The sequence below is a fragment of the Psychrobacter sp. R86515 genome (genome assembly GCF_042466315.1).
GTDB lineage: Bacteria > Pseudomonadota > Gammaproteobacteria > Pseudomonadales > Moraxellaceae > Psychrobacter.
Map to the genome: position 1 here is coordinate 141,509 of NZ_JAXHCC010000001.1, position 26,993 is coordinate 168,501.

At 43.1% G+C, this 26,993-nt stretch carries 25 protein-coding genes; 8 read left to right on the forward strand and 17 right to left on the reverse strand.

Annotated elements, in window-relative coordinates:
• Positions 1-2 precede the first annotated feature (2 nt).
• The 4 genes from SJY28_RS00550 to SJY28_RS00565 all read left to right on the forward strand — a co-directional run bounded on the left by SJY28_RS00550 (position 3) and on the right by SJY28_RS00565 (position 3,322).
• Positions 3-752: a PhnD/SsuA/transferrin family substrate-binding protein gene (locus SJY28_RS00550; protein ID WP_379543059.1), complete on the forward strand. Its 750-nt coding sequence runs from the start codon at positions 3-5 to the stop codon at positions 750-752.
• 124 nt (positions 753-876) lie between these two features.
• Positions 877-1,500 (forward strand): hypothetical protein, encoded by a 624-nt coding sequence (locus SJY28_RS00555; RefSeq protein ID WP_102090408.1) that lies wholly within the window; start codon positions 877-879, stop codon positions 1,498-1,500.
• Between the two features lie 140 nt (positions 1,501-1,640).
• Positions 1,641-2,255: a hypothetical protein gene (locus SJY28_RS00560; protein ID WP_102090409.1), complete on the forward strand. Its 615-nt coding sequence runs from the start codon at positions 1,641-1,643 to the stop codon at positions 2,253-2,255.
• A gap of 401 nt (positions 2,256-2,656) precedes the next feature.
• A complete protein-coding gene (locus SJY28_RS00565) occupies positions 2,657-3,322 on the forward strand; it encodes a class I SAM-dependent methyltransferase (RefSeq protein WP_379543060.1) in 666 nt (221 codons plus the stop codon).
• On the opposite strand, the gene SJY28_RS00570 is transcribed toward SJY28_RS00565, so the two are convergent.
• The 9 genes from SJY28_RS00570 to nfsB form a co-directional block, all read right to left on the reverse strand.
• Entirely contained in the window at positions 3,319-4,038 is a 720-nt protein-coding gene (locus tag SJY28_RS00570; RefSeq protein ID WP_379543061.1) for a hypothetical protein, read from the reverse strand. The genes SJY28_RS00565 and SJY28_RS00570 overlap by 4 nt on opposite strands.
• Before the next feature lie 165 nt (positions 4,039-4,203).
• A complete protein-coding gene (locus tag SJY28_RS00575; RefSeq protein ID WP_379543062.1) occupies positions 4,204-4,416 on the reverse strand; it encodes a hypothetical protein in 213 nt (70 codons plus the stop codon).
• Positions 4,417-4,504: 88 nt separating this feature from the next.
• Positions 4,505-5,071, reverse strand: coding sequence for a GNAT family N-acetyltransferase (locus SJY28_RS00580; RefSeq protein WP_379543063.1), 567 nt, complete (start codon positions 5,069-5,071; stop codon positions 4,505-4,507).
• Positions 5,072-5,119: 48 nt separating this feature from the next.
• Positions 5,120-5,842 carry a nucleotidyltransferase family protein gene (locus SJY28_RS00585; RefSeq protein WP_379543064.1) on the reverse strand — a complete coding sequence of 241 codons (723 nt, stop codon included), beginning with the start codon at positions 5,840-5,842 and terminating at the stop codon, positions 5,120-5,122.
• Positions 5,839-7,152, reverse strand: a complete 1,314-nt coding sequence (locus SJY28_RS00590) for an XdhC family protein (RefSeq protein ID WP_379543065.1) — start codon at positions 7,150-7,152, stop codon at positions 5,839-5,841. The genes SJY28_RS00585 and SJY28_RS00590 overlap by 4 nt, the downstream gene beginning before the upstream one ends.
• Positions 7,153-7,263: 111 nt before the next feature.
• On the reverse strand, positions 7,264-9,702 hold the full coding sequence (locus tag SJY28_RS00595) for a molybdopterin cofactor-binding domain-containing protein (RefSeq protein WP_379543066.1): 2,439 nt from the start codon (positions 9,700-9,702) through the stop codon (positions 7,264-7,266).
• Between the two features lie 2 nt (positions 9,703-9,704).
• On the reverse strand, positions 9,705-10,697 hold the full coding sequence (locus tag SJY28_RS00600; protein ID WP_379543067.1) for an FAD binding domain-containing protein: 993 nt from the start codon (positions 10,695-10,697) through the stop codon (positions 9,705-9,707).
• Positions 10,694-11,365 carry a 2Fe-2S iron-sulfur cluster-binding protein gene (locus tag SJY28_RS00605; RefSeq protein ID WP_379543068.1) on the reverse strand — a complete coding sequence of 224 codons (672 nt, stop codon included), beginning with the start codon at positions 11,363-11,365 and terminating at the stop codon, positions 10,694-10,696. Before SJY28_RS00605 ends, SJY28_RS00600 begins: the two co-directional genes overlap by 4 nt.
• A gap of 334 nt (positions 11,366-11,699) precedes the next feature.
• The gene (gene nfsB, locus SJY28_RS00610; RefSeq protein ID WP_290178934.1) at positions 11,700-12,356 is read right to left on the reverse strand and encodes an oxygen-insensitive NAD(P)H nitroreductase; all 657 of its coding nucleotides are present in this window, start codon (positions 12,354-12,356) and stop codon (positions 11,700-11,702) included.
• A 391-nt stretch (positions 12,357-12,747) separates the two neighbouring features.
• Between nfsB and SJY28_RS00615 the strand changes: the two genes are divergently transcribed.
• Positions 12,748-13,401: a DsbA family protein gene (locus SJY28_RS00615; RefSeq protein ID WP_379543069.1), complete on the forward strand. Its 654-nt coding sequence runs from the start codon at positions 12,748-12,750 to the stop codon at positions 13,399-13,401.
• Positions 13,402-13,445: 44 nt separating this feature from the next.
• Positions 13,446-14,141: a haloacid dehalogenase type II gene (locus SJY28_RS00620; protein WP_379543070.1), complete on the forward strand. Its 696-nt coding sequence runs from the start codon at positions 13,446-13,448 to the stop codon at positions 14,139-14,141.
• A 122-nt stretch (positions 14,142-14,263) separates the two neighbouring features.
• On the opposite strand, the gene SJY28_RS00625 is transcribed toward SJY28_RS00620, so the two are convergent.
• Positions 14,264-15,394: an S-(hydroxymethyl)glutathione dehydrogenase/class III alcohol dehydrogenase gene (locus SJY28_RS00625; RefSeq protein ID WP_057761290.1), complete on the reverse strand. Its 1,131-nt coding sequence runs from the start codon at positions 15,392-15,394 to the stop codon at positions 14,264-14,266.
• A 292-nt stretch (positions 15,395-15,686) separates the two neighbouring features.
• Here SJY28_RS00625 and SJY28_RS00630 point away from each other — a divergent pair, with 292 nt between their 5' ends.
• Both SJY28_RS00630 and SJY28_RS00635 read left to right on the forward strand, forming a co-directional pair.
• Positions 15,687-16,607, forward strand: a complete 921-nt coding sequence (locus SJY28_RS00630; RefSeq protein ID WP_379543071.1) for a LysR family transcriptional regulator — start codon at positions 15,687-15,689, stop codon at positions 16,605-16,607.
• Between the two features lie 111 nt (positions 16,608-16,718).
• Positions 16,719-17,237, forward strand: coding sequence for a DUF302 domain-containing protein (locus SJY28_RS00635; protein ID WP_379543072.1), 519 nt, complete (start codon positions 16,719-16,721; stop codon positions 17,235-17,237).
• A 90-nt stretch (positions 17,238-17,327) separates the two neighbouring features.
• Here the strand turns inward: SJY28_RS00635 and SJY28_RS00640 are convergent, their stop codons facing one another.
• The 7 genes from SJY28_RS00640 to SJY28_RS00670 form a co-directional block, all read right to left on the reverse strand.
• On the reverse strand, positions 17,328-17,615 hold the full coding sequence (locus tag SJY28_RS00640; protein WP_057761296.1) for a DUF4031 domain-containing protein: 288 nt from the start codon (positions 17,613-17,615) through the stop codon (positions 17,328-17,330).
• A 95-nt stretch (positions 17,616-17,710) separates the two neighbouring features.
• Positions 17,711-19,975 carry a transglutaminaseTgpA domain-containing protein gene (locus tag SJY28_RS00645; protein WP_379543073.1) on the reverse strand — a complete coding sequence of 755 codons (2,265 nt, stop codon included), beginning with the start codon at positions 19,973-19,975 and terminating at the stop codon, positions 17,711-17,713.
• The gene (locus tag SJY28_RS00650; RefSeq protein ID WP_379543074.1) at positions 19,972-20,988 is read right to left on the reverse strand and encodes a DUF58 domain-containing protein; all 1,017 of its coding nucleotides are present in this window, start codon (positions 20,986-20,988) and stop codon (positions 19,972-19,974) included. Before SJY28_RS00650 ends, SJY28_RS00645 begins: the two co-directional genes overlap by 4 nt.
• A gap of 247 nt (positions 20,989-21,235) precedes the next feature.
• Positions 21,236-22,261, reverse strand: a complete 1,026-nt coding sequence (locus tag SJY28_RS00655; protein WP_379543075.1) for an AAA family ATPase — start codon at positions 22,259-22,261, stop codon at positions 21,236-21,238.
• Positions 22,262-22,304: 43 nt separating this feature from the next.
• On the reverse strand, positions 22,305-22,763 hold the full coding sequence (locus SJY28_RS00660; protein ID WP_102090425.1) for a cytochrome c family protein: 459 nt from the start codon (positions 22,761-22,763) through the stop codon (positions 22,305-22,307).
• A 64-nt stretch (positions 22,764-22,827) separates the two neighbouring features.
• Positions 22,828-24,915, reverse strand: a complete 2,088-nt coding sequence (locus tag SJY28_RS00665; protein ID WP_379543076.1) for an EAL domain-containing protein — start codon at positions 24,913-24,915, stop codon at positions 22,828-22,830.
• A 310-nt stretch (positions 24,916-25,225) separates the two neighbouring features.
• Positions 25,226-26,983: a hypothetical protein gene (locus tag SJY28_RS00670; protein ID WP_379543077.1), complete on the reverse strand. Its 1,758-nt coding sequence runs from the start codon at positions 26,981-26,983 to the stop codon at positions 25,226-25,228.
• Positions 26,984-26,993 lie beyond the last annotated feature (10 nt).

The following is a 26,993-nucleotide window of genomic DNA, read 5'->3' on the forward strand; positions in this document are numbered from 1 at the left end:
TCATGACGACACACAATATGTTAATCGCCCCTGATTTCTCACCTGATCGCTTTGCAGGCTGGCACATGTTCAACACCTTGATTCAAAAACGTGCCAACTTAAACATGCATCTCAATATTCCTGCCTCTCACGCTGAGCAAGAGCAGGTCATTGATGCTGGTGACATTCAAATCATTTATGCTAACCCCTTTGATGCAGCGACTCTCATCCGCGAGCAAGGCTATCGAGCCATTGCCCGACCTATCGGAAAATCTGACGAGATGATCATTGCAGCCGCAGCTAATAGCACTATTAGCCGTTTGGAAGACATTCAAGCAGGGGCTACTGTTGCGATGGCTGACAACCGAGATGTCAAACTGATTGGTTTGCGATTGCTAGAAGCCGTCGATATAGAAGCCTCTGATCTCAACTGGGATGTGACCGAGACCTATCAAGCGGCTGCCCGAAAAGTCATTAAAGGTGAAGCCCAAGTTGCGTTTTTCTTGGCAGAGATATTTCATAGCTTTTCACGTTTGACCAAGACTCAGCTGTCAGTACTTATCGAAAGTGACTTGGCTGATATCAGTCATGTGTTACTAGTCAAAGAAGACTTTCCCGATGCACAAATCTTTCTAGAAGCCATCCTCAATTTGCACAACGATGACGATGGTAAAGAAGCATTGGCTGAGCTTGGCATGCCTCAAGGATTTGAGCCAATGAGCGAAGAAGATGCCGAGTTTATGATTGATTTAATGCAAACGTTATTGGACTAGTCGCTCAATCATTATATTGATATCAAGCGCTATTTCTCTGGATTACATCATCGCTTGTCGTATGACATCATTATCACTGAAGCAAGCACCGTCGTAATAATAGCGATGACAGGAGGGTATTATTATGTCTGATTCAGACCTTATCAAAGAAAATGAAAGAGTCGCGCATCGAGTATTTCGGTTTTACTCTCGTAAAGTATTTTTAGCTCCTAACAACCGTCACTTTCATGAGCAGCGTATCAATGCAGCGTTACTGTTGACGGAGAAAGAGCCGTTACAAGGCGCTGTAGCGGACTTTTTTTATGGGTGCTGGTTTGATATCCCATATGATGTAAACAACCTATTTACTCGTATCAAAGATCGTTTGTATCCTCATGTCCAGCAAGGCTTTCGCGATTGCATTGATAAGAAAAGATACATCCAGCGCAATAGTATGTTGGCCACTCGTTGGAGTGTGCTGATATCCCCTTCTCTCAATGAGCAAAAGCAACGGCTGCGTATCAGCAGCGACGATGCCCGAGAAATCGCTAAAGATATCACCACTGAGCTGATGCAAGCGCGTGAGGACGAAGACTGGGGTACAATTGAGCAAATCGAAAATGAGTTTTTTGCCCATTGTACTGCGCGCAATGATCGTCTCGCATTTTCGCTGGTATGGTTTCGCTTGGGTAGAAGTGATTGGCAGTTCGATGCACGTTGGGACAACTGCCAACAACATCTCGATCAAACTATAGTCAAATCCATATAAATCCGCTACATCGTCATCCTCGCTAAGCATATTAATGTATAACTTACGCTCGGTTTCCTTGTATCGAAATTATTTGAACTCAACGATATGAAAGCCTAATTTGTCACCTATTAATCACTTTTATCATAATGGTAGTTACTATGTCCTCTTACTTAAATGCTGATAAAACCTATCTTACCCTGACGCCAGCTGGTATTTTTGAGGCGTTTTCACAGAACGAACCAACTGATGAGCAGTTGGCATTACAGGATTTGCTGTCTTATGATCAGACACTGCTCGCTGCTGACTGGCTTCAGCGTTATTCTGAACAATGGCTACAAGGTTTCATCGAACAAGGTTGGATTGAAAAGCTGTCGCTGTTTTTACCAGCGCCTAACTTGCCATTAGACCAGTTTTTGCCTTATGTCGTGGCGAGCTTATCTGGTAAACGCCGAGCCGCGATTGGATCTGATGAAGGGTTTTGTTTAGCGCGAGTTGGCTATAGTCAAGAAGAAGCGGACATGCTCAGTGTCGCCGCCGCTGATTTTTCAGGCTTTATGCTCCGCCAAAAGCAACGTGGATGGGCAGTAGAGAGTCAGGCAATCTCGTTTTTTCAGCAGGTTGACCTACTCATTCCTGAGACCAGCTTTGTGTTTTTATGGATAGATAATGCAGGCTACGTTCTCATCATCGATGGCGAACCTTTGACCAATAGTCGGGCTTTTGTCGAGCTGGTATGGGCACTCAAAACGTCTGGATTGAGGTTTCTTAACTGATTTAACTCGCTTAATTCATTCCGTTGCATCGACTGATTTAAGGCTCAAGCTCTATCTTTTACGCAAGAATAAACAGTGCGCTTAGCTCAAATCAAGCGCACCGCTTATTTTCATACGAAAATGTTCGTACCATTCTTATCTATATCACTCTCTGATATCAGCCAATTCTACGCAGCAATAACAATACTCTCAGAATTAACAATAACTTGTCAGAATTTAGGTCATACTCTCCTCAGACGCTTAGGTATTTTCTTGCCACGACTTAAGTTGCCACAAATCTCTAATTATTCAAACATCTATACCGCTTCCAATATTTTAATTATCTTTTCCAATGTTGTACCCTACCGAAATCGGCAACCCCTGCCAAACCTTGCATTCTTGCTTATTTTTTAGGACAGTTTATGACTTCGCTGACCACTGTGCGCGTGCGTTATCAAACGATTGAAATTGGCAATACCGACATTCATATTTGTACTTTGCGTGACAATCAACAATTTAGCGACCCTGATGACGAAGCGTTAAACCTTGGCATCTGCTCTGCTTCTTGGCCGATGTTTGGGGTGATATGGCCGTCAAGCTTGGTGCTGGCCAATCATATGCTCGATTACGATATTGCAGGCAAACGTATTTTGGAAGTTGGCTGTGGTATGGCGCTCTCTAGTCTGCTACTGAATCATAGACATGCGGACATTACAGCGACTGACTATCATCCAACGGTTGAGTATTTCCTTGATAGGAATACCACGCTGAATAATAACAAAGAGATAAACTTTGAGCGTTTAGACTGGGCAGAGGACAATAGCCATCTTGGCAAGTTTGATATGATTATCGGCAGTGACTTACTCTATGAAGACCAACACATTGATATATTAGCCGAGTTCATTGACCGTCATGCTATGCCGACTTGCGAGGTCATCGTGGTCGATCCTGGGCGCGGTCGCAAGAACAAGCTAACCAATAAGATGACTGAGTTTGGCTTTAGTAGTAAGCATGTAAAACCTGAAAATACTACTTATCTAGATTTGCCATTTAAAGGGCATATTCTGACGTTTTCTCGAGGCAATTAATCTGGCTGTTTGTCTTTATCGTTTCCAAACTTTGAAATAAGTGCCATGATAACTTCTTGAGAGTTGATGGGATAAGATTCATTACTGATAGATTGAAAGTCTTTAGGAGCAAATATTCTTTGAGCAATTTCTGATTTTATTTTATGTTGCTCTTCATCGGGCAATGATGCTATATATGGATTAATAGCCTTCAAGTCTAATGATGTTTGAAGATGAGTGTATTGTTGCTGACGATGCTTAGTAGATTCACGTGCTAAGTAAGCAGCTGGAACAGATAATAAGAACACTAATGCCAATCGTAAAAGCGAATTAGATAGATCAAAGCTTTGTTGCATCGACTCTATGAAAGAATAGCCTGCTACAACAACGATGAGCACCATACAAAAAAGCGATCCTCCTCTCAACCAATCAGCAGCTCTTTTTTCTTGATCTGCACTATCAGCATACTCAGTAACAATTACTCTGCTTGCGGCATTACCTAGAAGAATATCTAACTGATCGTTCTTATCATGAATAGCTTTTAGCTGCTCTTGATACTCTGTTGATATAGAACCAATTTTTTTATTATAAATATCTTCTAATGATTCGATATCTTGCTTTAAACTGACAGTCTTTTTCTCACTTTCAGTCAAAATATTTTTAATATGTTCGTAATGAGTGCTTTGATTCTGAGATACTTTTTTCATCTCCTTCTTTAACGATTGAAAATCTTGCATATCATTTGCAATATCTAGACGATCATTATCTGCTAAAGGGAAAGTCGATAAAGCTGAGTTTTCTATTAGTTTTTTAAGCTTTTTAGCATTTACTCCTAGCTCATTTCTAAGTGAGCTGACTTCTTGGTTTTCCGATGAAGAAACTGCATTGGCAAGTAACGTACTTCAAAGACAAATTGCTTGCGCAGCTTCAGCTACCTGGTTAGCACTATTTTCTTTTACAGCAGTCGTATAATTTTTATGAGAACTACTAAACATTTTTATAGCATGTCTAACATCACTGGACACTGGTTCGTTGCCAAGTGCATTTTGTACCTTATTGGCTAATGTAACTAAACTTGTTACACCGTCATCAATTTCTAGTATAATATTTTCCATAACGCTCTCAATCTGTATACATAAATCGATAATTATATATCAGTTTTGGCATATAAAATCCAGTTAGTTTGACTACGTAAATAACTACTTAAGCAAGCTTCCACTGCTGCCAAGTAATTTTGTATAGCATATGCTCAGCAAGCCGATGATTAGACTCAAGCATAGGGTGAAAAAAATCCTCCTGTGTATTGGTCATACCAAGGCGCTCCATAACCAATTGTGAGCGCTTATTAATGACTGCTGTAAATGAAACTACTTCCTCAATCCCTAACTCAACAAAGGCAAAATTCAGAGATGCTCGGGCAGCTTCAGTCGCATACCCTAATCCCCAATAATTATTATGCAATCGCCAAGCAATCTCGACAGCAGGAGAAAACGGCATATCGGCATGCACGTTATTTAACCCAACCATACCGATAAAAGCATCTGTGTCTTTTAGACTCACCGCCCAAAAACCCCACCCATTATCATCAATCAGCGACTGGCATTTTTTGGCGATAGTATTACTCATGGAAGTAGTTAATAACTTAGGAAAGTATTCCATTACTTTAGGATCAGCATTCATCTCAGCGAATGGCGCAAAGTCGCTCGCTTGCCATTGTCTAAGGTACAGTCGTTCGGTTTCTATCGTATTTATAATTTTATTCTCTCGCATTTTATTGTTCAGAAGGAATACTGTTCAAAATCAATTAAATTAATCAGGCTAGCTATCAAGCCAGCCTTGTTGTTTCGCATAAGCTAGCTGCTCGGGCGTATCAATATCGTAGCTAAGTTGGTCATTATCGACCTCACCTATTTGATCAGCAGGCAACCCTCTAATGAGGTGACGAAGCCCTTTATCTCCTGTTAATCCTGACTGCCACTGTCTCAGCAGTTTATAGTCAATTACTAAAGGCAGACCTATGATATCGGACACCGTTTTATCTCGATTTTGATGTGTTTCTAAACGTCGCCAACTGTGATAGCGACTGGCCACTACCGTCTGCTTGCCCGCTAGCAAAGCGGTTAAATGTGGCTCATCTAATAATACTTGATCTACTCCCATGATGAGCACTCGATCGATTGAAGTTGATTCAAGAGCAACAATTGCCTCAACACCCAGACTCAAACTATGCGCCATACCAGTATCAGCTTGTGAGTTCACCACTATTTGAACCGTTGGATATTGATTAGCCAACTCTATCATCGTACTAGCAGTAAAACGATGGTTATCAGGGACGACAATGACAATAACTTGCGGATTGGTAGTTATTGCCAGTCGTGTCATATAAGTAATTAACGGCTCGCCATTCTTAATGAGTAGCTGCTTGGGTTGACCGAGACGCTGACTGAGACCACTTGCTAAGATAATGACCGCATGGTTTTGGCTCTGCTGTTCAGTACTTTCTGTATGTTCAGCACCCTCAGTAAATACACGCTTTCTCATACGCCACTCTGGACAATATTGGCATCCGTATCGTTACTCACCGCTGGGATACTTGAAACATTGTTATATGAACCATTTACTGGAGCGTCTTGATTGTGCATGACCGCATTAATCTCTGCCATGATACCAAGTGCAAGTGCCTCAGGGCCATCTCCACCCAGCTTATAACCAATCGGATAATACAATTTATGAATGCCAGCTTCTAACATAGTAGGATTGCTAAGGTTTATGCTGATTTCATTGATTAACCGTTCGGTACGATAGCGCGGCCCTAACTGTCCTAAGTACTTATAAGTGTCTGGATGCTCGAGCAGTATTGCTAGACGAGCACGGTCTTGGCTCAAGCTGTGTGACATCAGAGCGACTGCTGCGTTGTTACTAAGCTTAAGCAAAGCCTCACTGTCATCTAAAGATAGCGACATCACAACGTCTGCTTGAGGAAACCTCATACGAGTTGCATATTGCGCGCGACTGTCTACGACCGTCACATGCCAATCTTGTAGTTTAGCCATGGTCACCAGTGGCATCACATCGTTACCTGCCCCGCAAATCAATAGACGCAACTGTGGTTGCAGGCGTTGCACAAGCCACTCTGTTGTTACCTTGTCGTTTTCCACCGTCACATATTTAGCATTTTTCTCAGACAGCTTATATTCTGCTAATTCTTCTACAGTATTGGCAAGTATGCTGGAAAGAGCTGTTTTCCCTAGTGCAGAAACGCTTCCCAAACTGCGGTATTCATCTAAATTAATACGCATTCCAGTTCGAAAATTATCACTGTTTTGCGATATAGAATCTTGATACTGATAATCGTTAGCACGAATTAAAGTCGCTACAGTAATCGGCTGCTGAGTACGTCGAACATTACGGATTGTCTCTAGCAATGGCGTTGCTGTCGTTAGTCGCTCAAACAATACATGCACTCGCCCATTACAGCCCAATCCAAAATTTAGCTCATCAAAGTCCGCGTCATCTAAGTCGCTATCTAGCTCATCATATATATCAGACTTAGTTTCCCTCGCACCCGCTTGCGCTTGGCCATCGTCAGCATATTGAATATCATCACCCGTCTGATAGACTTGCACATTGGCACCGTTACGAGTAAGCCAAAAGGCACGTTTGATAATATGCGGCTCCAAGCAGCCACCACTAATCATCCCAACTGAGCGACCATCCTCACAGATAAGCATCATCGCGCCAGCACGGCGATATGCTGAGCCTTCAGTACGTACAACCGTTGCCAATACAGCGTCAATACCTTGTTGCTTAGCTTTGATTGCCAGCTTAAGAATGTCAGCGACCTGATTCATAACGCCTCTTATTTGGTAGTTATTTTCTTGATAATGACGAAATATACAGCTGATTAAGTTATAAAAACCCGCTCATTAAGCGGGTTCCTGTCGTACATATGGCTTAAAAAATTACTCTGGCATCTCATAAAGCAATTTATCAAGCGTAATCGGAAAATCATAAACACGTACGCCGACGGCATTGTAAACAGCGTTAGCAATTGCAGCGGCAGCACCAGCAATAGCAGTCTCACCAATACCCTTGATATGCATTGGGTTGGTATAAGGATCATCCTCTTCGACCAATATCACATCTAACTGCGGTACGTCGGCATTGACTGGCACATGATACTCAGCGAGGTCATGGTTACACAGGCGACCATCACGTTTATCATGGATGACCTCTTCCATTAACGCTGAACCAATACCAAATACCATACCGCCATAGCATTGCGAAGTCGCTGTTTTATGGTTAAGAATACGACCAGCGGCGAATGCGCCTGTCATGCGTTTTACTCGGATCTCACCCGTGACTTTATGCACGGCCACTTCAGCAAAGTTTGCACCAAAAGAAGACTGACGATACTTTTTACCATTTTTACCTGGCTTTATCTGTCCTTTGGCACTGACTTTTTGTTCCTCATAGCCTGCGATCACGTCAGCAAGCGCATATGATTCTGTATTGTCAAAATTATATTTTTCTGATTCTGACTGTTCTTCTAATACATTCTCTGAAAATGAAACTCCTGTGGTTTCAGATATTTTATCAATACTGCTATCAGCAAACGCTTGACCATTCTCTTTGGCTGCCTCTACCGCAGTCAGATCATGCTTGCCTACTTGCTTAATTTGACCATTATCTAGCTGAATCGTATCAGGGTATAGACCGACTTTTTCTGCTAGCATCTCACGCAGCTGCTCACAAGCAAGGTATACACCACTACCTGCACTCGCTGCGCCCCAACTACCACCAGAACCAGATGCAGGTGGTAAGGCACTATCGCCTAACTTCATCTCGATATGGTCAATAGGTAGTCCTAATAAATCTGCAGCTACCTGAGAAAATACGGTATAAGACCCTGTACCAATATCTGTCATATCTGTCTCAATAACCGCTTTGACACCGAGCGCTTTTGACTTATCGATTTGCAAAGTTGCGCGCGCTTCAGAAGACTGTAACTGATTACCACGTGCGGCCGCAGCCATGCCTGTGCCTATCCACCAGTCGCCTTCTAATTGACTGGCAGGTTTTGTGTTGCGCTGACTCCAACCGAAATGCTCAGCACCTTGCTCCATACAGGCAATCAGCTGGCGCGTCGAAAATGGAATGTCTTTACTAGGGTCTTTTTCGGGTTCATTACGGCGGCGCAGCTCTAGAGGATCAAGGTCTAACTGCGCAGCCAATTCATCCATTGCACATTCAACGGCAATCATACCGACCGCTTCACCAGGCGCACGCATCGAACCTGATAGCACTTGGTTCATGTCGACCATTTCATAATTTACACGGCGGTTTTTACCACTGTATAGATAGTGCGTAGACAAGGCAGTTGGCTCAAAAAATGCCTCATCTGGCAAATTGCTAGAAATGGTATCGTGAATCAGCGTATCGATAACACCATCCTTGTCGCAGCCAATTGCAATGCGCTGACGAGTGTTTGAGCGTCTGACCGTTGCTTCCATCACCTGTGGACGAGTCATAGTAATCAATACTGGTCGACCAAGATCTTTTGACGCAATAGCAGCGGCAATAGATTCAGGCGCTATACCGAGCTTGCTACCGAACCCGCCACCGACATAGTGCGCGATCAACTGAACTTGAGCTTTATTTAAGTCTAGCGCATCCATCACTTGTTGCTTGCAAGACGCGAGCATTTGATTTGCCGTATAAAGAACGAGCTTATCCCCTTCCCAATGTGCCAATGTTGCATGTGGCTCCATCGCCGAGCTGTTTTGACTTGGCGTATGATAAAAGCGATCAAGCGTTACCTCAGCATCAGCCAATCCTTGCTCAGGATCGCCTTGGACATAATTTTTGTCAGAGCCTTTTTTCTCATCAACTTCATGGGCGTTAGACAACTCTTTAGTAAAATTTAATGCCGCTTGGTCAGTCTCATCTTTATAAGTGACTTTAAGCGCATTCGCCCCTTCCGTTGCTGCTTCAAAGGTTTCAGCGATTACAACAGCGATAGGTTGACCATGATAAAAAATCTCAGTCGCTCCCTGCTTTGGTGCTTTCTTTAATCCACCTTGCTGAGAATTACGCAAAAAGTGCTTAGGGTCTGTCACGACCTTGATAATATTGGGAATGCCATCTAAAGAACTGCTATCGATATTCTCAACTTGTCCTTTGGCAATGGTCGCACCGACCAAGACACCGTACGCTTTATTGTCTAAATGGATCTCAGCACTATAAGGCGCTTGACCACTAACCTTGAGCGAGCCGTCAACACGATTGATTGGCTTACCGACCAGTTTGCTCGCTGTTGTGCTAAACAAAGACTCAACAGGCTCATCCATGGTCATTTTTTTGGTCGGTTCTGACTGAGTGATTGATTCAAATAATGACATGATTATGCTCCCTCGCCCGCTAATGCGCGCTGAATGACTTGTTTTAGTAAGCGACGCGTCAACGGTATCTTAAAGTCATTTTGACCATTACCTTTGGCATCATTCAATAACAGATCGGCGGCTTGCACGATAACGTCATTATTGCCATCGGTACCCGTTAGCAGTGCTTCAACTTCCTCGTTACGCCATGGCTCAGTACCGATACCGCCAAATGTCAATCGTACCGTTTTCAGATTGCCACTATCATCAGCGTCTATCACTGCAGCACAGGACACAAGCGCAAATGCATAAGAGGCGCGATCGCGCACTTTGTCATAGGTGTGCATACCCTTGATAGGCGCAGGTAATACAACGTGAGTGATTAACTCGCCTGCCTCTAATACGTTTTCGATATGCGGCGTATCTTTTGGTAAGCAATAAAAGTCTTTTACATTGATAGAACGAGTCGATCCGTCCGCCTTGACTGTCTCGATAGTGGCATCCAGCAAGCGCATCGCCACTGCCATATCAGATGGATGCTGCGCAATACAGGCATCGCTCGTGCCTAAAATAGCTAGCGTACGGTTCTCGCCATTGATAGCTGGACAACCTGTTCCCGGTTCACGCTTGTTGCAGGCGCTATCTGTCTGGTAAAAATAATAACAACGGGTACGCTGTAAGAAATTACCGCCAGTCGTTGCTTTATTACGCAGCTGTCCAGTCGCTCCTGCCAAAATCGCTCGGGACAATACTGGATAATTTGCAATGACTTCAGGATGCGCTGCTAAATCACTATTGGTCACAAGCGTACCGATACGCAAACCACCATCAGCAGTAGATTCAACTTGCTCTAATTCTAAGCGGGTAATATCGACCAATTTAACTGGCGTCTCAATCTCCAGTTTCATCAGATCTAATAAGTTGGTACCACCTGCGATAAAAGACGCATCTTTGGCACTGGCAGATATTGCCGCTTGCTCTGGTGCATCAGCACGACTGTATTCAAAGCGTTTCATGAGCGGCCTCCTGTTGTAGCATTTACTGTCTTGTTATTCGCTGAAGTCTTACCAAGTTGCGCCTCGCTCGGTGGCGGTGACCAGATACCTGTCACGCTTGAGTTTTGCACTACGTTGTCTGTTGTTTGAGCACTAGATTCTGATACTTGACTCTCTGAAACCTGACTTTCAAGCACTTGTGAAATGGCTTTGATAATATTTGGATAAGCTGAGCAGCGACAGATATTACCGCTCATGCGCTCAGCAATTTCTTGTACAAGGCGGCCATCAGGGTTTTGCAGATCTGTGCTGACATGGCTTGGCCAGTTTTGCTTTACTTCTTCTATCAAGGCGGTAGCTGAGCAAATCTGACCTGGGGTGCAATATCCGCACTGAAAAGCGTCATTGTCTTTGAACGCTTGTTGCAGCGCCGACAATGACTCTGGCATTCCAATGCCTTCGATCGTTATGATGTCATCACCATCATGCATAACGGCGAGTGTCAGACAGGAATTGACCCGTCGTCCATTGATAAGCATGGTACAAGCCCCGCATTGACCATGGTCGCAGCCTTTTTTGGGTCCAGTAATTCGTAGGTGCTGACGACAGACGTCGAGCAGTGTCGTACGAGCGTCAAGATTTTCAAGCTGATAATCTTGCTTGTTGATTGTTAAGGTCAAAGTAGACATGCTGGCTTCTCGCTGGCAGATGAATATAATAGAGTGGTGAAATACGCTTCAAAATGACAGCGTCAATAAATTTATTATGACGTATGAAAAAAGTTGTTTTGTTTTTACTTTGTAGGGATTCCAGTGTAGTTTCTAATCTACGAGAGTATTGAAATGTTAGCGCTGCTAATAGGTGGTATATTTTTTATCCTCAGTTTTTAACGTTATTTTAAAATAAAACTCGATAAAAAAAGCCTCATAAACATTCAGTTTATGAGGCTCTTAAATAGACTTTTTACGTATAGTATTTAGTAGATATTTCTATTAAATCGTTCTTTGCTTAGTTAACAACTGGTTAGGCTTTCGTAATAATCGTTTCTTCATCAAAACGTGATTTTGGCAGCTCAGCGTTAAAGTCATCTTTACTACGATAACCAAGCGATACGACCGCCACAGCAGTGTAGCCTTTACTACGTAAATCAAACTCTTCATCAAGTGCCTTTAAGTCTGCCCCTTCCATCGGAACCGCATCAATACCTAAGGTTGCCGCTCCTAGTAGTAGAGCGCCCATATTAAGATACAATTGCTCTATCAACCAATGTGGCTCGTCCTTTTGCTCATAACGACGAATGTCCAAAAACATTTTACGCGTCTGATGCATTTGCTCTTTAAATTTTGGCTCTGCGAAACGACCATCTGCATCTTCTTTTTCTAAGATGTCATCTAGAAACTCATCATCGGCATAGACACGGCTACAGAATACAATGACGTGCGAGGCACCTTTTACTTTGGCATCGTTGAACTCGTACATGCCCTCCGTGCCTTTTGCGATTCGGGCTTTACCAGCTTCATCATCAGCAATGACAAAATGCCAAGGCTGAATGTTGGTACTCGAAGGACTGAGGCGCAAAATATCCTTTAGACTTTGGAAATCTTCTGTTGATATTTTCTTATCGGTATCAAATTCTTTTGTGCTATAGCGCCAGTTCATTGCTTCGGTGATATTTTTCATCTGTGACTCCATTATTGATATTAATTTTTTATTCTTTCTTAGAATTTTTATTCTTCGATTGCCATTTAACGAAGCCACTTTAAATAAAAAGCTATTTTATGACCATGCCTGCTTGGTTAAGTATTCGTAGGTTTTGTTATGACTGAGTCAGCGTATTGCAAAAACACCTACTTTCTTATTAGTAATGGTTACAATTACGCTACCGAATTGGCGACGTCGACTGCGCAGACTACATTGTAATCACTTAGTCATTCTCTTAGTATGAACTGACTTGATATATGGTAACTAGTTATAGTTGTCTGATAACTAGGTATATCTGCTTGATTCCAAATGATATGCCACTATATATACATCCCAAACAAAACATACATAATAATACCTGCGAGGACATATGAGCACATCAGAAAAACCACTTCGAATAGATATCGTCTCAGACGTCGTCTGCCCTTGGTGCGTTATCGGCTATCGTCAATTGGCAGCAGCGCTTGAGCAAACCAATACCGCTCACACTATCCACTGGCATCCGTTTGAGCTAAACCCAAATATGCCAAGCGAAGGTCAAAACCTACGTGAGCACATCATCGAGAAGTACGGCTCTACTAAACAAGAGTCAGAGGCTAGTCGAGTCAGAATGACTGAAGCTGGACAGGAAGTTGGCTTTGAATTTAATTTCAATGATGACACACGTATGCACAACACCTTTAACTTGCATCAACTGCTACATTTCGCTGATCAACAAGGCCGCATGCATGAGTTAAAGCAAGCCTTATTTGCCGCGCATTTCACCAATAACAGAGATATCTCCGATATCAATGTGCTTGCCGATATTGCAGCAGAGACTGGGCTTGATCTTAGTGAATCATTGGCAGTGTTAGAAGGTCAATTCTTTGCGAAAGAAGTACGAGCAGAAGAACAGCATTGGCAACAGCAAGGCATCCAAAGTGTACCAGCGATTATCTTTAATGAGCGTCATCTGGTCAGCGGTGCTCAAGGGGTCGAAAACTACATCAGTATATTAGAGCAATTGGCCAACATGACTGAGTAAACCACCTGACGTTATAAAAATGTCATTCTATAAAAGGATACTTTATGTCTTCTGAACGTTTTCCCTCGATTATTGTGTTTGACGTCAATGAAACACTGCTCGATATCGACACGCTAACGCCTTTATTCACGCGCGTCTTTGGCAAGCAAAGAGTGCTAAGAGAATGGTTCGCTCAGCTGGTACTGTACTCGCAAACTATGACGTTGTCCGGCCTCTATACGCCTTTTGGCGAGCTTGGGGTTGGTGCATTGCAAATGGTTGCTAACATCAGACAAGTCACTTTGACAGACGCCGATATTAATGAGTTCAAAGAAAGAATGAATGCGTTACCTGCCCATCCTGATGCAGCGCCAGCACTGACTCGTTTGCGTGATGCAGGGTTTCGACTGGTCACGCTGACCAATTCAGCAAGCAGTGCGTCCCCAACGCCATTAGAAAAAGCAGGTCTCAGTCAGTACTTTGAGCAGCACTTTAGTATTGAGACTGTTGGCAAATTCAAGCCAGCACCTGATACTTATCAATTGGTGGCTGATACGCTAGCCGTTGATACGTCAGACTTATGTCTTGTTGCCTGTCACCTCTGGGATACTATAGGTGCACAAGCGGCAGGTTGTCGCGGTGCATTTTTGACCCGTCCCTATAATGCGATGCTAAATGCGCCCAATGTACCAGTTCCAGATTTGACCGCATCAGATTTATCGACACTAGCGGATCTAATCATTAGCAAAAAGAGTGCTTAAGACTTTCAATCACTAAGTCGTGTGTGTAAATAACATTAAAAAAGCTGCCTCAATATTGAAGCAGCCTTTTTATTTTTAACAAAGCATTTCTAAGACAATGACGTCGTTACTGCTGTCATTAACTACTCTGAGAAGTGTACAACCGTACGGATACTTTCGCCTTTGTGCATCAAGTCAAACGCTTCGTTGACGTCTTCTATCGGCATCGTATGAGTGATGAAGTCCTGTAGCGGAATCTCGCCTGCTAGATAGCGTTCGACATAACCTGGTAGTTCTGTGCGACCTTTTACACCGCCAAATGCTGAGCCCTTCCAGACTCGACCAGTCACTAACTGGAATGGACGGGTTGAGATCTCTTGTCCAGCACCAGCGACACCGATGATGACCGACTCGCCCCAACCTTTATGGCAGCACTCTAGCGCTGAACGCATAACATCGACATTACCGATACATTCAAACGAATAATCAACACCGCCATCGGTCAACTCAACGATCACTTCTTGAATTGGTTTGTCGTAATCTTTCGGGTTAATACAGTCAGTTGCCCCTAGCTTTTTGGCTAGCTCAAACTTACTTTCATTGATATCAATCGCGATGATACGGCTGGCTTTTGCCATGGCAGCACCGATGACCGCTGACAGACCAATACCTCCCAGACCAAAGATAGCCACTGTAGCGCCCTCTTCGACTTTTGCAGTATTCATGACTGCGCCCATGCCGGTAGTCACGCCGCAACCAAGCAAGCAAACTTCTTCCAATGGCGCTTCTTTATTAACTTTAGCCAAAGAAATCTCTGGTAAAACCGTGTACTCAGAAAAAGTCGAGCAACCCATATAATGGTAAATAGGCTCGCCGTCTTTATAAAAACGTGTAGTGCCATCTGGCATCAAGCCTTTGCCTTGCGTCTCGCGTACTGCCGAGCACAGATTGGTTTTGCCTGAGCGGCACATTTTACAAACGCCGCATTCTGCCGTGTATAACGGAATGACATGGTCACCGACCTGAACGCTAGTCACGCCTTCGCCAACTTGCTCAACGATACCGCCACCTTCATGACCCAAGATCGCAGGGAACACACCTTCTGGGTCTTCACCAGATAAGGTAAAAGCATCTGTGTGACACACACCACTGGCAACGATTTTGACCAATACTTCACCTTTGCGTGGCAGCATGACGTCCACTTCTTCGATAGATAATGGCTGCTTTGGACCCCAAGCGATGGCGGCTTTTGATTTAATAAATTTATCAGACATAAGAATCTCTCTTTTTAATTGATTGTTATTTATGGGTGATAACATGACAGTTGCGCTATAAGCACAAACAATTCTAATAACTTGCTAACACATTTTATGGATTTTATCGGTCACTATATCCACAGTTAAAACAAATAAAGATAGACTGAGCTTATCTTGCCTGCCCTCTATAGGCAAGCATCGATGACAGTAAAACACCATCTGTTTACATTGATACTAACCATTATATTTATTTCTGAGCGGATAACAATATGCTATATTTGCAAATATCTTTTACATATTGGTAATAATCATGCGCTGGGAAGGGATTAGTGAGTTTGTCTATGTTGCAGAATATGAGAGCTTTACACGTGGTGCAAAAGAGCTGGGTATCTCAACGGCACAAGTCAGCCGCCAGATCAGCGCGTTAGAGAAACGTTTAAACATAAAGCTGCTATATCGAACCACGCGCAAGGTCTCACTGACTGAAGAAGGCCGTGTATTCTATCAGCATTGCCGCAGTGTACTCGACGGCTTGGATGCCGCTGAGCAAGCCGTAAGCAACTTACAATCAAAGCCTCAAGGCAGGATAAAACTAACAGCGCCCGTTACTTATGGTGAGCAGCAATTATTACCACTGATCAATGATTTTATGATGCAGTATCACGATATCGAAGTGACTGCCTTTTTGAGTAATCAGAAAATTGATTTGATTGAAGGGGGTTATGACTTAGCGATTCGTATTGGCAAATTACATGACTCCACGATGATGGCAAAGAAACTTAGCCTGCGTACTAATTTTGTCTGCGCTGCGCCCTCTTATCTGAGAAAACACGGCATACCGCACCAACTGAGTGACTTAAGTCAACATAACTGCCTATTGGGTACTCGTGACTACTGGCATTTTATAGATACCACTAAAACAAAAGAGAACAGCGATACTTATGGTAAGACGGACAACCAACAAGCAAGTGTAGAAAGAAACCTGCGTGTCTCTGGTACTGTGCAATACAATAGCGGCCATAGCCTAGTTGATGCTGCACTAAAAGGCTTGGGCATCGTCCAGCTGCCTGATTACTATGTGCAAAAGTACTTAACATCTGGCGAGTTGGTCAGTTTACTTGATGACTATAGAGAGCCCGAAGAAAGCATTTGGGCCATCTATCCGCATAACCGTCATTTATCACCAAAGATTAGACTGCTCGTAGATTATTTGGCAGAACATTTGGTTTAACGTTCTGTTAAGAAGTCTTGCAATCGCAAACCTGATTACGCACAATGAATATTTGATGTTGCTCATTATAGTTAGGACTGACCATACTACAGACAACTTAAAGGTGTAATTATGATTAAAATCGTCTCTATCGCTGCGCTAGCAGTAGCCGTTTCCTCTTGTGCCAGTATCGATACGCTATTGGATAAAACCAAGAGTACTGGTGCTATGACAGACACAACAACCTCTATCAATGCTGAAAAAGGCTTGGTAACTTTACAGAGCAATCACTCCGTCAAAGATACCGCAGACAAGCTGGTCTCAGTTATCGAAAGCAAGGGTATGAAAGTATTTGCACGAGTCGACCATCAGAAAAATGCACAGAGTGCCGACTTATCATTAAGACCAACGCAAGTCGTTATGTTTGGCAACCCTAAAGCGGGTACGCCATTAATGAACTGTGAGCAAACTGTTGCCATTGATTTGCCGCAAAAAATCTTAATTAGCGAAGATGCCGATAAAAAAGTATGGCTGTCATACAACAACCCTGACTACCTCAAGACACGTCACAATATCAAAGGTTGCGATACCGAGATTGCTAATATCTCACAAGCACTCAACGCGATCGGTACTGCAGCCACGGCAAAATAATGCGCTCGATATAGTTGAATAAATATACATTCGAGCAGATAAGTGAACAGGCAATTGAAACATTACTTATTTACTTAAAAAGCTTTCATATCAAGAATGACTAGATTGCTCTATCTGGTCATTCAGCTCTACTTTTAATTTTTTTGCGCACTCGATAATCTTTTTTCTATCGGCAGGAATGGCACCTTGTGCAATAGCGATTTCACGCATTTGAACCGTGATATCATAGTGAGGATAGCTGGCGTTACGATGAAATAGGCGTGCATCCACATCAATAAATGCCGCAAAATCATGCAGCTCTTGCAAGCTATCCGCCAGCATATGACACCACTTATGGCCTTTGAATTTTATCTGCACAAAATCTACATATATCGCCATATAACCGCCTCTCTACTTATTCACTAATTCGCTTATCTGTTTTTTAATTAGCTCAAAACACCTTAGCAACTTAATAACACTATCATCAAAAACCTTTATAACAATGCGCGTACATCTTTTTTAAGTTGTTTGAGTCGTTCTTGATATTCACTATGACTGCTATCAAATGTACTCAGTCGTCCATAGCGTAACTGACGGTAGTTTTGTCTGATTTCAATAAGCTTTGTCTGAATAACGATTGGGTCGCTACTATCTGTTAGCTGACTCGTAGCAGATTGGGCATTGTCACCCTGACGGCTATCAATAGCCGATGCCAAACGTTCCAACCAAGCTAGCTGCCCTTCATTATCATTGCGGGCTAATAATTTATCATGCTTGGCAACACGTTTTGAGAGCTGAGCAAGAGGTAAGTCTGCTGGGTGCCAACGTTTGCGGCGGCGATACCAAATGACAAATACTAAGATAGCCATAACGGAAACCGCACTGGTGGCTAACCAGATAATTTGCTGCATGATTGAGCTAATATTGAACCATTTGAGTAATGAGTCTGCCTGTTTATCTTGGTCATAGCCGACTACGTCTTTTTGCCAGTAGTAGCTCGCTTGGTCTGATAATCGGCGTAGCGTTTGTAGCATTTGATACTGCTGATAGCTGATCTGTGCACTGGCACCATTGCCAAACATAGCTGCCCCTTGCTGCTGGGTCATCGTGTTCATGCCTTGCTCTACTCGCTCAGGCGCCACAAATGCTGTCGGATCCACACGCACCCAGCCTTGGCCCTCAAGCCAAACCTCAGTCCACGCATGCGCATCCATTTGCCGCACTTCCCATACGTTACCATTGCGGCTTGGCTCACCGCCTTGATAGCCTGCTACTACTCGTGCAGGAATACCAGCGGCGCGTAGCATAAAGGTAAAGCTTGACGAATAATGCTCACAGAACCCTGCTTTGGTTTCAAATAAAAACTCGTCAATCCGATTGGTATTGAGCCGTGGTGGCGACAACGTATAGCGAAACTCTGTTCGATTGATCCATTGCTCAATAGCAGCTATGTAGCGAATAGGGTCTGAACCTGACTGCTCAAATAACTGCTTAGCAAGCGCGCGCGCTTGAGGATTACCTTCATTAGGCAAGGCAAGGTTCTCACGTCTTGATGCCTCTGTTAGAACCGGATCAATACGCATCTGTGCAAACTGCAACACATCATAGCGAAGTTGCTGCGTAACAGGTTGATCCTTTGATAAGGTAAATTCAGAGGTAGTATTGATATCTGGCTGCTGGGAGAACGGATAATCAAGACCAAATAGCCAGTTTTGCTGAGTGGGTTCTAAGATAACCTTGTAATTGACAGGTGCCGTCCTTGATTCATCAGGTACAGTAGCGAAGGCGTTCTGAATCCATGCAGGTGCTTGCAATCTCAACGACCATTGATCCTTTTGGGAAGCCGGACGCCATGTGACACCATCGAAATCACTAAATACCAAACCGCGCCAATACAGCTGCTGTTGCGGTGGACGCTCATCAGCAAACTCTACGCGAAAGGCTAGCTCAGTTGACTGCCCTAAATTGGCAAAATCACCAGGAGACATGCTATCAGAGACACCTGTAACGGCTTGCTGACCTGAGAGCTGTACAGACCACAGCGGTGGCAGTCTCGGAAAAAACAAAAATAGCACCACCAATAATGGCAATGCACCAATCCCTAACACGCCCAATGTACGCAAGCGTCCGTCACCGTTAGCATTGCTATCATCATTAAGCGCAATAAATGCTAGCAATACAATGACTGCGCCAACGATCACTTCTAAAGTAGTCAGTAAACCTTGGTCCATCAAAAACAATGCCGCAAGCACGAACAATGATAAATTCAACACCACATAGGCATCGCGGCGCTTATACAGCTCCCATAGCTTACTAACTAGGCATAGCACCAAAAACGCCACGCCCATATCGAGCCCAAATGCTGTATTGTAGGTTAGCCACAGACCTAATAGCCCCAGCAGAAAGCCTAGCATTTGTACACTTTGATAAATACGCTTTAGGTGCGATATTTGTTTGAATTTAGCTTTGATATGAGGCAATTGAGCGGCGATACTGACGGCGGCAAATCCTATCAACCATAATGGTAAATGTGCGGCATGCGGTAACACAACGACGACTTGAGCAATTAATAACCAATAATAAGCTGGCAGTGCAAATAACTTACGATACCATTTAGCGCCATTTCGCTCAGGTCGAAACGAGACTTTTTGACCTAAAGCCAACTGCTCAAAGCTGGCCGTTTTTGTAGTATCGACCGCAGAATATTCTGTGGACCGTGTATCAACATCAGCAGAAGATAAGCGTTTAGAATTGGTCATGGTGCTTTCGCAAGCCTTAGCAAGCATGCTTGCGCAAAGGATTCCCCGTTACCCATCTCCGCAGTAGCAGGAGTATCACTAGGTAAACGCATTTGAAACGGCACACCTAGCTGACCCAGCGTCAATGCCCCATAAGTCAATTGTGCAAGTTTTTGCTCGTGATGTGCAGCTGGCATATCTGCATAATCAAGCGTTTGCTCATGACCGACCGGATCAGCGAAGTGCTTGGTCAGCATACCTTGTCCTCGCGCCACATGCCCCCAAGAGACTCGGGCCAATGACTCACCCTCAACATAGTTATCTAGTCGCTCAAAGTCGTCCTGACCCTGTCTATACTGCCCACCTGTTGGTAAATCCTCTAAGCTTGCGATTGCATATTTTGCTTGCCAGTCAAAAACTTCAGGTTTTGGATATACCCACGCTGTACGCGCAAAGTAGACATAAGACCATGCACGCATGATACCTAAGGGATAAACTGTTTTTATTTTTAACCGTGGTAGTTCAAGTTGGCCACGGTTGTAAGTCTGGACAGGCAGTCGAATGACTTGCTCGCCTTGTAATCTCGTGATAAGCACTGAACTTTGCGCGTTTATGCCATTTTTGGTTTTCTTATTGGCTAACTGCTCAAATTCAAATAGCAACTGACGCCTTGGTTGGCGACTATCACTATTCAACTGTAGTGTAACCCAAACAGGCGCACCTGCCTCTGTCATAGTGACTTCTAGTAAACGCACTTGCAGACCAGATATATGAGCAAAAGTAACATGAAAACTAATTAGCCAAATACTGACCAGATAAAAGCACAAACCAAGCACCAAATTGTTGCCATAGTTAATACCCGCGATAAAGGTAATTACTAACAATACGGCGAATAGCATTCCTTCACGACTAAAGAAAATATAGACATTACGCAAATTAAGCGTAGCACTATTACTTTTAGGTGCGCGCGAGGCAAACCAGCGGCTCAGAGCTAATTTTATTGGTGCGGTTAAGGTCTTTGGTAACAAGCTCATGACTACCCTATTATTACCATCTAAATAACAATGCTGTCAGTATTTGTATCTAACTGACAAACAAACTCACGAATAGAACGATATAGTTGATTCAGGACAATTCGAATACAAGGAAAGCGGGTGAAAATACCATAAATAGTGAACTGAGTGACTTTGATATTTTCTCTAAGTTATATAGCGTTGACTATGTGTAGAACTATGGTTCACCGATGCAGTTAATCAATAGGGTCAAACAGCATATCAGCTGCTAAGCGACGACTGACACTTCTGCTAATATACGTTGGGCGATGGTTTTTGTCGCTTGTCCACCAGTCACATGCGCGGGTACGAAACGCTGACCGAGGCGATGATCAGTGACCGCAGCAAACACCGCTTGGATATCTTCAGGGGTTACTTCCATATATCCCGATACATAGGCATGCGCTTGGGCAGCACGTTGTAGCGACAACACGCCGCGAGGCGATAAGCCATGATACTCTTGGCTTGCACGAGTTTTTGCAACCAGTCTTTGCAAATAATCCAATACTGTATCTGCCACATAAACCTGCCTGACAGCATGCTGAGCCAGTAGTACAGCTTCAGTATCAAGTACCGTATCCAAATCTTTGAGTAGCTCGCGACGATCTTTACCTTTTAGCAGCTCACGCTCTGCGGCAGGCGCTGGATAACCCAATGACAGACATAACAAGAATCTGTCTAACTGCGACTCTGGGAGCGGATAGACACCTGCTTGTTGCAATGGATTTTGGGTGGCAATGACAAAGAACGGTTGCGGCAAAGGATAAGTCTGACCATCTTGCGTGACTTGTCGCTCCTCCATCGCTTCAAGTAGCGCACTCTGTGTTTTAGGACTGGAACGGTTGATTTCATCAGCAAGTAATAACTGTGTAAAGATAGCGCCCGGACGAAACTCAAGTTGCTGTTTACTTTGGTCGTAGATGCTCATACCTAAAATATCAGCAGGCAACATATCATTGGTAAATTGCACTCGGCTAAAGCTCAAACCTAACAGCTGTGCCAAGCCCTGTGCCAAAGTCGTCTTACCCATACCAGGCAAGTCCTGTAACAACAAATGACCGCCCGCTAATATACAACTGAGCGCTAGCCTAACTGCTTGCGGCTTGTCCAATACAATCTGATTTAATTGCGCTAACAGCTGTGCAATTTGCTGCTGATTGCGTTGAAAATCAGCCGTACTAGATATGGACTGGCTAAACGGTTTCGCTGTTTTCTGAAGGGTAGATAATGATCTATCGTTAGCTGCATGGGTCATAGTAGGTTATTGGCTCATTTTTTAGGTCATAACGATGATAAAGTCAGTTCACATCATCTGTAACGGTTGGTGCAGCGGCACGGAGCGTAGATAAATAAGCAATGATATCGGCACGCTCTTTCGCATCTGGCATCGGGTCAGACAGCATTTTGGAGTCTGGCATGGCTTTTTGGGCATCTGCAATATATGGATCGAGTGTCTCTGCATCCCATACCCAACCTGAATCTTCTAGCCCTTTACTGTAGGTATAGTCTTTCAACTCGGCAGCCGGCGCACCGTATATATTCATTAATTGTGGGCCTTTTTTATTCAGACCTGCATTACGTTGATGGCATTGACCGCAAGCATCTTTATAAATTATCGAACCGTTGTCCGCATCTCCATCGGTATATAAGGGCAGAGTCACAGGAGCACGGTGGTCAGGTGGCGTTTTCTCACAAGCTGCAAGCAACAAAACAGCAGCCAAAAGACTGCTCATTTGATATTTATTAATAAGTGTCATTTTTAGCAATCTTTGGTTGAGGAATATTATCGCCATGACATAAACGATACGACATATTGGCCTTTTAACTCGCTACCTTTATTGTGCTACTAGGCTCTTCTAAATAATACCCTTGCAAATAGCGCGCGCCCACACTCCAAGCGACTGACATCGTTGCTGCATCTTCGATATAAGGCATAAGCACATCGACTTTAATGTCATTAGTACGCGTGATAAGAGACTTGACCGTTTCTAAATTTTCTGCTGAACCAATATCTTGGATATAACTGCGCGCCAAGCGTACCATATCAGGCTGGACAAAATTGGCAATTTCGATAGATTTGGCAGACGAGCCAAAGTTATTAACACCGATTTGACAATTGACATCGTTGAGCGCGGAAAATTGGGATTTGGCAACGGTTAAATGATCAGAGATATCTATTTCATTGAACTGTAGTGTTAATACACCAGCTGTACCACCTACTGCCTTTATCAACTGACTGGCAACAATCGGCAATTTTTTATCAACTAATGAAGCACTGGTTAACTGTACTAACAATCTGGCTTCAGGATGCACTTTACGTACATCATTAATTTTTTTGCAGGCATTAATAAGTACCCATCGATCGATCTTTTCTAATAGTTGATGCGTTTTAGCCACTGCCATAAACTGATCAGGGGTCAATACAGTATTGTCCGCATCGGACAATGGTAGCCTTAGATACACTTCAAAGAAATCGCTACGATCGTTGTTGATATCGTATATTGATTGGAATGATAGCTCAAATCGGTTGTTAGTAATGGCATCAACCAACGATTCGGCAAGTGCATGATCGTCACTATTAGCATGTTCGCTTGGATCATATATATGATAAGAGCCACCGCTATTAGAAGTTTCTACCATGATTTGACTCATAGCATCCATAGCACGTTCTAGTATGACAGTAGGCTCTGCTGTGTTCTTTTCAATTTTGACAATAGCAGTGCTAACCGTTGTATTCGTCGTACGTTTATCTACCTCAATAAACATATTCTTAATAGAGGAACCGATATGCACAGCCAGTTCTTCAAGTTCACTTGCAGTCTTATTTTTGACAAGTATCGTAAACGCGGTATCACTAAAACGGCTCACATGACCATCAAGTACTAGCTCATCTAACGTATAGGCAACTTGTTTGACAGTCGTATCTATTCCTTGTAGACCTAAGCTACTTCTTATTCTACCTACATTGTCAAGCTGCACATATAGCAGTGCTGCTGTCAACAATCCTTGTACTGCCTGCTGATGTATTATTGCCATCTGCTCTTCAAAACCACGACGATTATCAAGGCCTGTTAAATTGTCTTTGCGCTCAGCGGCAGCCAAGCGTTTAGCGACCTCTGCACTATTACTATTGTTTTGTTGAATAATAATCTGAGTGACTGGCTCACCTTCTAATGTTGCCGATGCCAATTGTAACTTTGCTTCAAAAGTGCTGCCATCTGTTCGCACACTTTCAAAATTGAACTCAACGTCTTGGCGACTGCCTTTGTCAAATTGACGTAAAAACTGTTTAAATCCTTTGACACTATCACCACCCGAAATCAGGTCAATAATAGGCACGCCTACCGCTTCATTCATTGATTTGAAACCGAATAATTGGAGATAGGGATCATTAGCAAAGATATGAATCCCTTCATCAATATAAGCAACCGCACTCTTAGAGTTCTTAATCAATACATTAGCACGCTGTTCTGCTTCAGAAAGTACTTGACGTAAAGTTTTTAGCTCACGACGACTGCGCAAACTACTATGCTGTAGACAAATAGTCATTACGACAGGCATTTCTTGATCGATGGTGAGCGCTTTGACCATTGTGCCACTAATAACAGTAGGTAGCCCTTCCTCATTACAAGCTGTCGTCGCTATCTCTTCGTTCACTAGACAAATCATCGGCAAATCAATACTTTGCTCTTGCACTAGACTCACTACATCCGTAAAGCTCATATCATAAGCCTTACCAAATACCAAGACATCCCACGGTTGGCGTAAGAGTTTCAATAGCTCTTCTTTATCGTCCAAAAAACCCAAATTCACATTATCGTAATAAGGACTCAATAACTGCACAAGACGTTCAGCGTAGAGCTGATCATCATTGATTACCAATAAATTCAAAAGAGATTGAGAGCGCATAGGGAGCCTTTTAGTCGTATTTTTATCTTGATACCTTACACCTTTCCTTCAGACTAGCCTAACATGAAAGAAGCATTAGGATGAAGTTCAGAAAATCTTATCGTATTGACTGAGTTTTTGGTTTAGGTTGTTTTTTTATTGTTAGGGGTATCATAGAAGTCAGAGTAACAACATCCGTCATTATAGACAATAATTCAGCCCGCTGCAGATTAACTTACGCCCCTTGTTGTCCATCATATTTTTGTTAAAAACCTGTATAACTTCGCTGCTACTAACCTATCTATCTGCATTTTAGGAACAAAGATAAGGCCTATAGTTGCGCTACCTCATATTGACTAAACTCATCAGTCATCATCAGCCTACGCCCTAATCGTAAAGAGGTTTGTTTATTGCCGATACGCATGACGACTCTATCATCGATTTGAAAATAAGAAGGCGGCACTATCAACGTGCCAGCAGTGTCCAACTTTTCATCTTTTCCAAGGATAAATGCTGGTACAAAATGGCGGCTTCTCGTTTTGCTGCCTTCCAAACGTAACCCACACGCTACAAGCTTATGTCCGAGTACCTGCCATTCTACTTCTAGATTTTTGGTATCTAGGTTGAGCCAGCGTACCACGCCTATTGACCAGTCAGGTTGAACCGTGTCATCAGAGCGGCAGACTAGAAGCAAATTCATGATATGTAAGGGCTTTGGTGCCGTTGTAGAAAAGTCAGGGTCAGCTTTTTCTACACTGAGCCCACCTTTATTGAGAACAGCTTCATCAATAGAATCCTTATCTAGCTCACTATCTTTCGGTAACAGATGCAGTGTGCGATATTGTGAAAAATTGTCATGATCGTCAAACAGTTCTATGGTTGCACTGTCGTAAGCACGTCTTTTGTCGAATGTATTGTATAGAGGGCGCTCTTCTTCTCTCAGATCTTTTATAGAAATTAGGTTAGCAAAGCTTTGTGAATGACTAGCATGATAGTGTATATCACTGAAGTTAGTAATTAGTTTCGCATGCTGGGTGGTACTATATTTGGTTGGCAAGGTAAGTGGCGGCTGTAAGTAACGATAGCTAATAGTCATTGAAATAGTATTGAGTAAACTATACTCCACTCCTACACTACCTTCTTCTATAAAAGCTCGCTTACGTGAATTGAAATATAGAACCATCGGCGTAAGCTCTATAAATAGACAATCATGACGATCTTCATACGGATTAATATTAGAGTTGGCAGTTAAATAACTGGGTGGGCTATTACTATGAAGATCAACAAAAACCCGTGTCTCAGTGGTTGGCTCCATTGTTGCAACCATATACTTAGCCCACTCAGGCAGTAATCGTTGTACCAGTAAGATTGTGGGGCGTCTCATAGCACGCACGTTCAATAAATGTTGTAAACAGATTTGGCAATATAATTGATGAATATTATTTGCCTGATGTGTGGCAGTATGTATGCTCAGGTCAATATCAGTCACTTTTTGCTTATGCGCTAAATAGTACAACTGATTGATTCTAGACCATAGGTAATTTGATGGCTTTCGATAACATAGCGCCTCTTCACCTAATAGTTTTTGGTATCTTAATAGTGACTGATACGTCGCAATAGCGAGCGTGCTAGAAGGCTTGTTCTCAGTACTAAAATAGCGCTGCCAACCTTTACTAGAAGAAAACTTCAACGGATCATTTGAAGATAAAACTTCACGACGTATAACTCTATCGTAGACCATGATAATCAAATAATGTAGTGATTGTATTTGAGCAACACATAACATTTGAGACTGATTAAGCGCACCTGTCTCATATATATAATGCTGCCTCAGAGTCGCTATCAATCGATCTGAAGCATCGACTACTGTGGCCGTAAGTTTAAGGCGTTGTTGGTCATCTATATTGGCTTCACGTAGTACTGTTAGTACACTTTCTAGATGTTCTGCTTGCTGCTCCTGAGTTTGCGAAGGTAGCGTTGTCAATAGCTTGAGTAAGTATCGCTCTTGACCGTTTACTGAACGATTTGATGACAGAGGTAGTGGCGCTGCAGAATTTAAATAATCTTTAAATATCGATAAATTTATCATCAGTATCCTT

Bases quoted from the DNA above. Each gene is read 5' to 3' on its own strand.
- SJY28_RS00615 (WP_379543069.1), top strand. From the start codon at position 12,748: ATGAGCACATCAGAAAAACCACTTCGAATAGATATCGTCTCAGACGTC.
- nfsB (WP_290178934.1), bottom strand. From the start codon at position 12,356: ATGAAAAATATCACCGAAGCAATGAACTGGCGCTATAGCACAAAAGAA.
- SJY28_RS00565 (WP_379543060.1), top strand. From the start codon at position 2,657: ATGACTTCGCTGACCACTGTGCGCGTGCGTTATCAAACGATTGAAATT.
- SJY28_RS00605 (WP_379543068.1), bottom strand. From the start codon at position 11,365: ATGTCTACTTTGACCTTAACAATCAACAAGCAAGATTATCAGCTTGAA.
- SJY28_RS00655 (WP_379543075.1), bottom strand. From the start codon at position 22,261: ATGACCCATGCAGCTAACGATAGATCATTATCTACCCTTCAGAAAACA.
- SJY28_RS00595 (WP_379543066.1), bottom strand. From the start codon at position 9,702: ATGTCATTATTTGAATCAATCACTCAGTCAGAACCGACCAAAAAAATG.
- SJY28_RS00630 (WP_379543071.1), top strand. From the start codon at position 15,687: ATGCGCTGGGAAGGGATTAGTGAGTTTGTCTATGTTGCAGAATATGAG.
- SJY28_RS00665 (WP_379543076.1), bottom strand. From the start codon at position 24,915: ATGCGCTCTCAATCTCTTTTGAATTTATTGGTAATCAATGATGATCAG.
- SJY28_RS00575 (WP_379543062.1), bottom strand. From the start codon at position 4,416: ATGGAAAATATTATACTAGAAATTGATGACGGTGTAACAAGTTTAGTT.
- SJY28_RS00570 (WP_379543061.1), bottom strand. From the start codon at position 4,038: ATGCAAGATTTTCAATCGTTAAAGAAGGAGATGAAAAAAGTATCTCAG.
- SJY28_RS00590 (WP_379543065.1), bottom strand. From the start codon at position 7,152: ATGAATCAGGTCGCTGACATTCTTAAGCTGGCAATCAAAGCTAAGCAA.
- SJY28_RS00625 (WP_057761290.1), bottom strand. From the start codon at position 15,394: ATGTCTGATAAATTTATTAAATCAAAAGCCGCCATCGCTTGGGGTCCA.
- SJY28_RS00635 (WP_379543072.1), top strand. From the start codon at position 16,719: ATGATTAAAATCGTCTCTATCGCTGCGCTAGCAGTAGCCGTTTCCTCT.
- SJY28_RS00600 (WP_379543067.1), bottom strand. From the start codon at position 10,697: ATGAAACGCTTTGAATACAGTCGTGCTGATGCACCAGAGCAAGCGGCA.
- SJY28_RS00550 (WP_379543059.1), top strand. From the start codon at position 3: ATGACGACACACAATATGTTAATCGCCCCTGATTTCTCACCTGATCGC.
- SJY28_RS00555 (WP_102090408.1), top strand. From the start codon at position 877: ATGTCTGATTCAGACCTTATCAAAGAAAATGAAAGAGTCGCGCATCGA.
- SJY28_RS00560 (WP_102090409.1), top strand. From the start codon at position 1,641: ATGTCCTCTTACTTAAATGCTGATAAAACCTATCTTACCCTGACGCCA.
- SJY28_RS00620 (WP_379543070.1), top strand. From the start codon at position 13,446: ATGTCTTCTGAACGTTTTCCCTCGATTATTGTGTTTGACGTCAATGAA.
- SJY28_RS00650 (WP_379543074.1), bottom strand. From the start codon at position 20,988: ATGAGCTTGTTACCAAAGACCTTAACCGCACCAATAAAATTAGCTCTG.
- SJY28_RS00645 (WP_379543073.1), bottom strand. From the start codon at position 19,975: ATGACCAATTCTAAACGCTTATCTTCTGCTGATGTTGATACACGGTCC.
- SJY28_RS00660 (WP_102090425.1), bottom strand. From the start codon at position 22,763: ATGACACTTATTAATAAATATCAAATGAGCAGTCTTTTGGCTGCTGTT.
- SJY28_RS00670 (WP_379543077.1), bottom strand. From the start codon at position 26,983: ATGATAAATTTATCGATATTTAAAGATTATTTAAATTCTGCAGCGCCA.
- SJY28_RS00585 (WP_379543064.1), bottom strand. From the start codon at position 5,842: ATGAGAAAGCGTGTATTTACTGAGGGTGCTGAACATACAGAAAGTACT.
- SJY28_RS00640 (WP_057761296.1), bottom strand. From the start codon at position 17,615: ATGGCGATATATGTAGATTTTGTGCAGATAAAATTCAAAGGCCATAAG.
- SJY28_RS00580 (WP_379543063.1), bottom strand. From the start codon at position 5,071: ATGCGAGAGAATAAAATTATAAATACGATAGAAACCGAACGACTGTAC.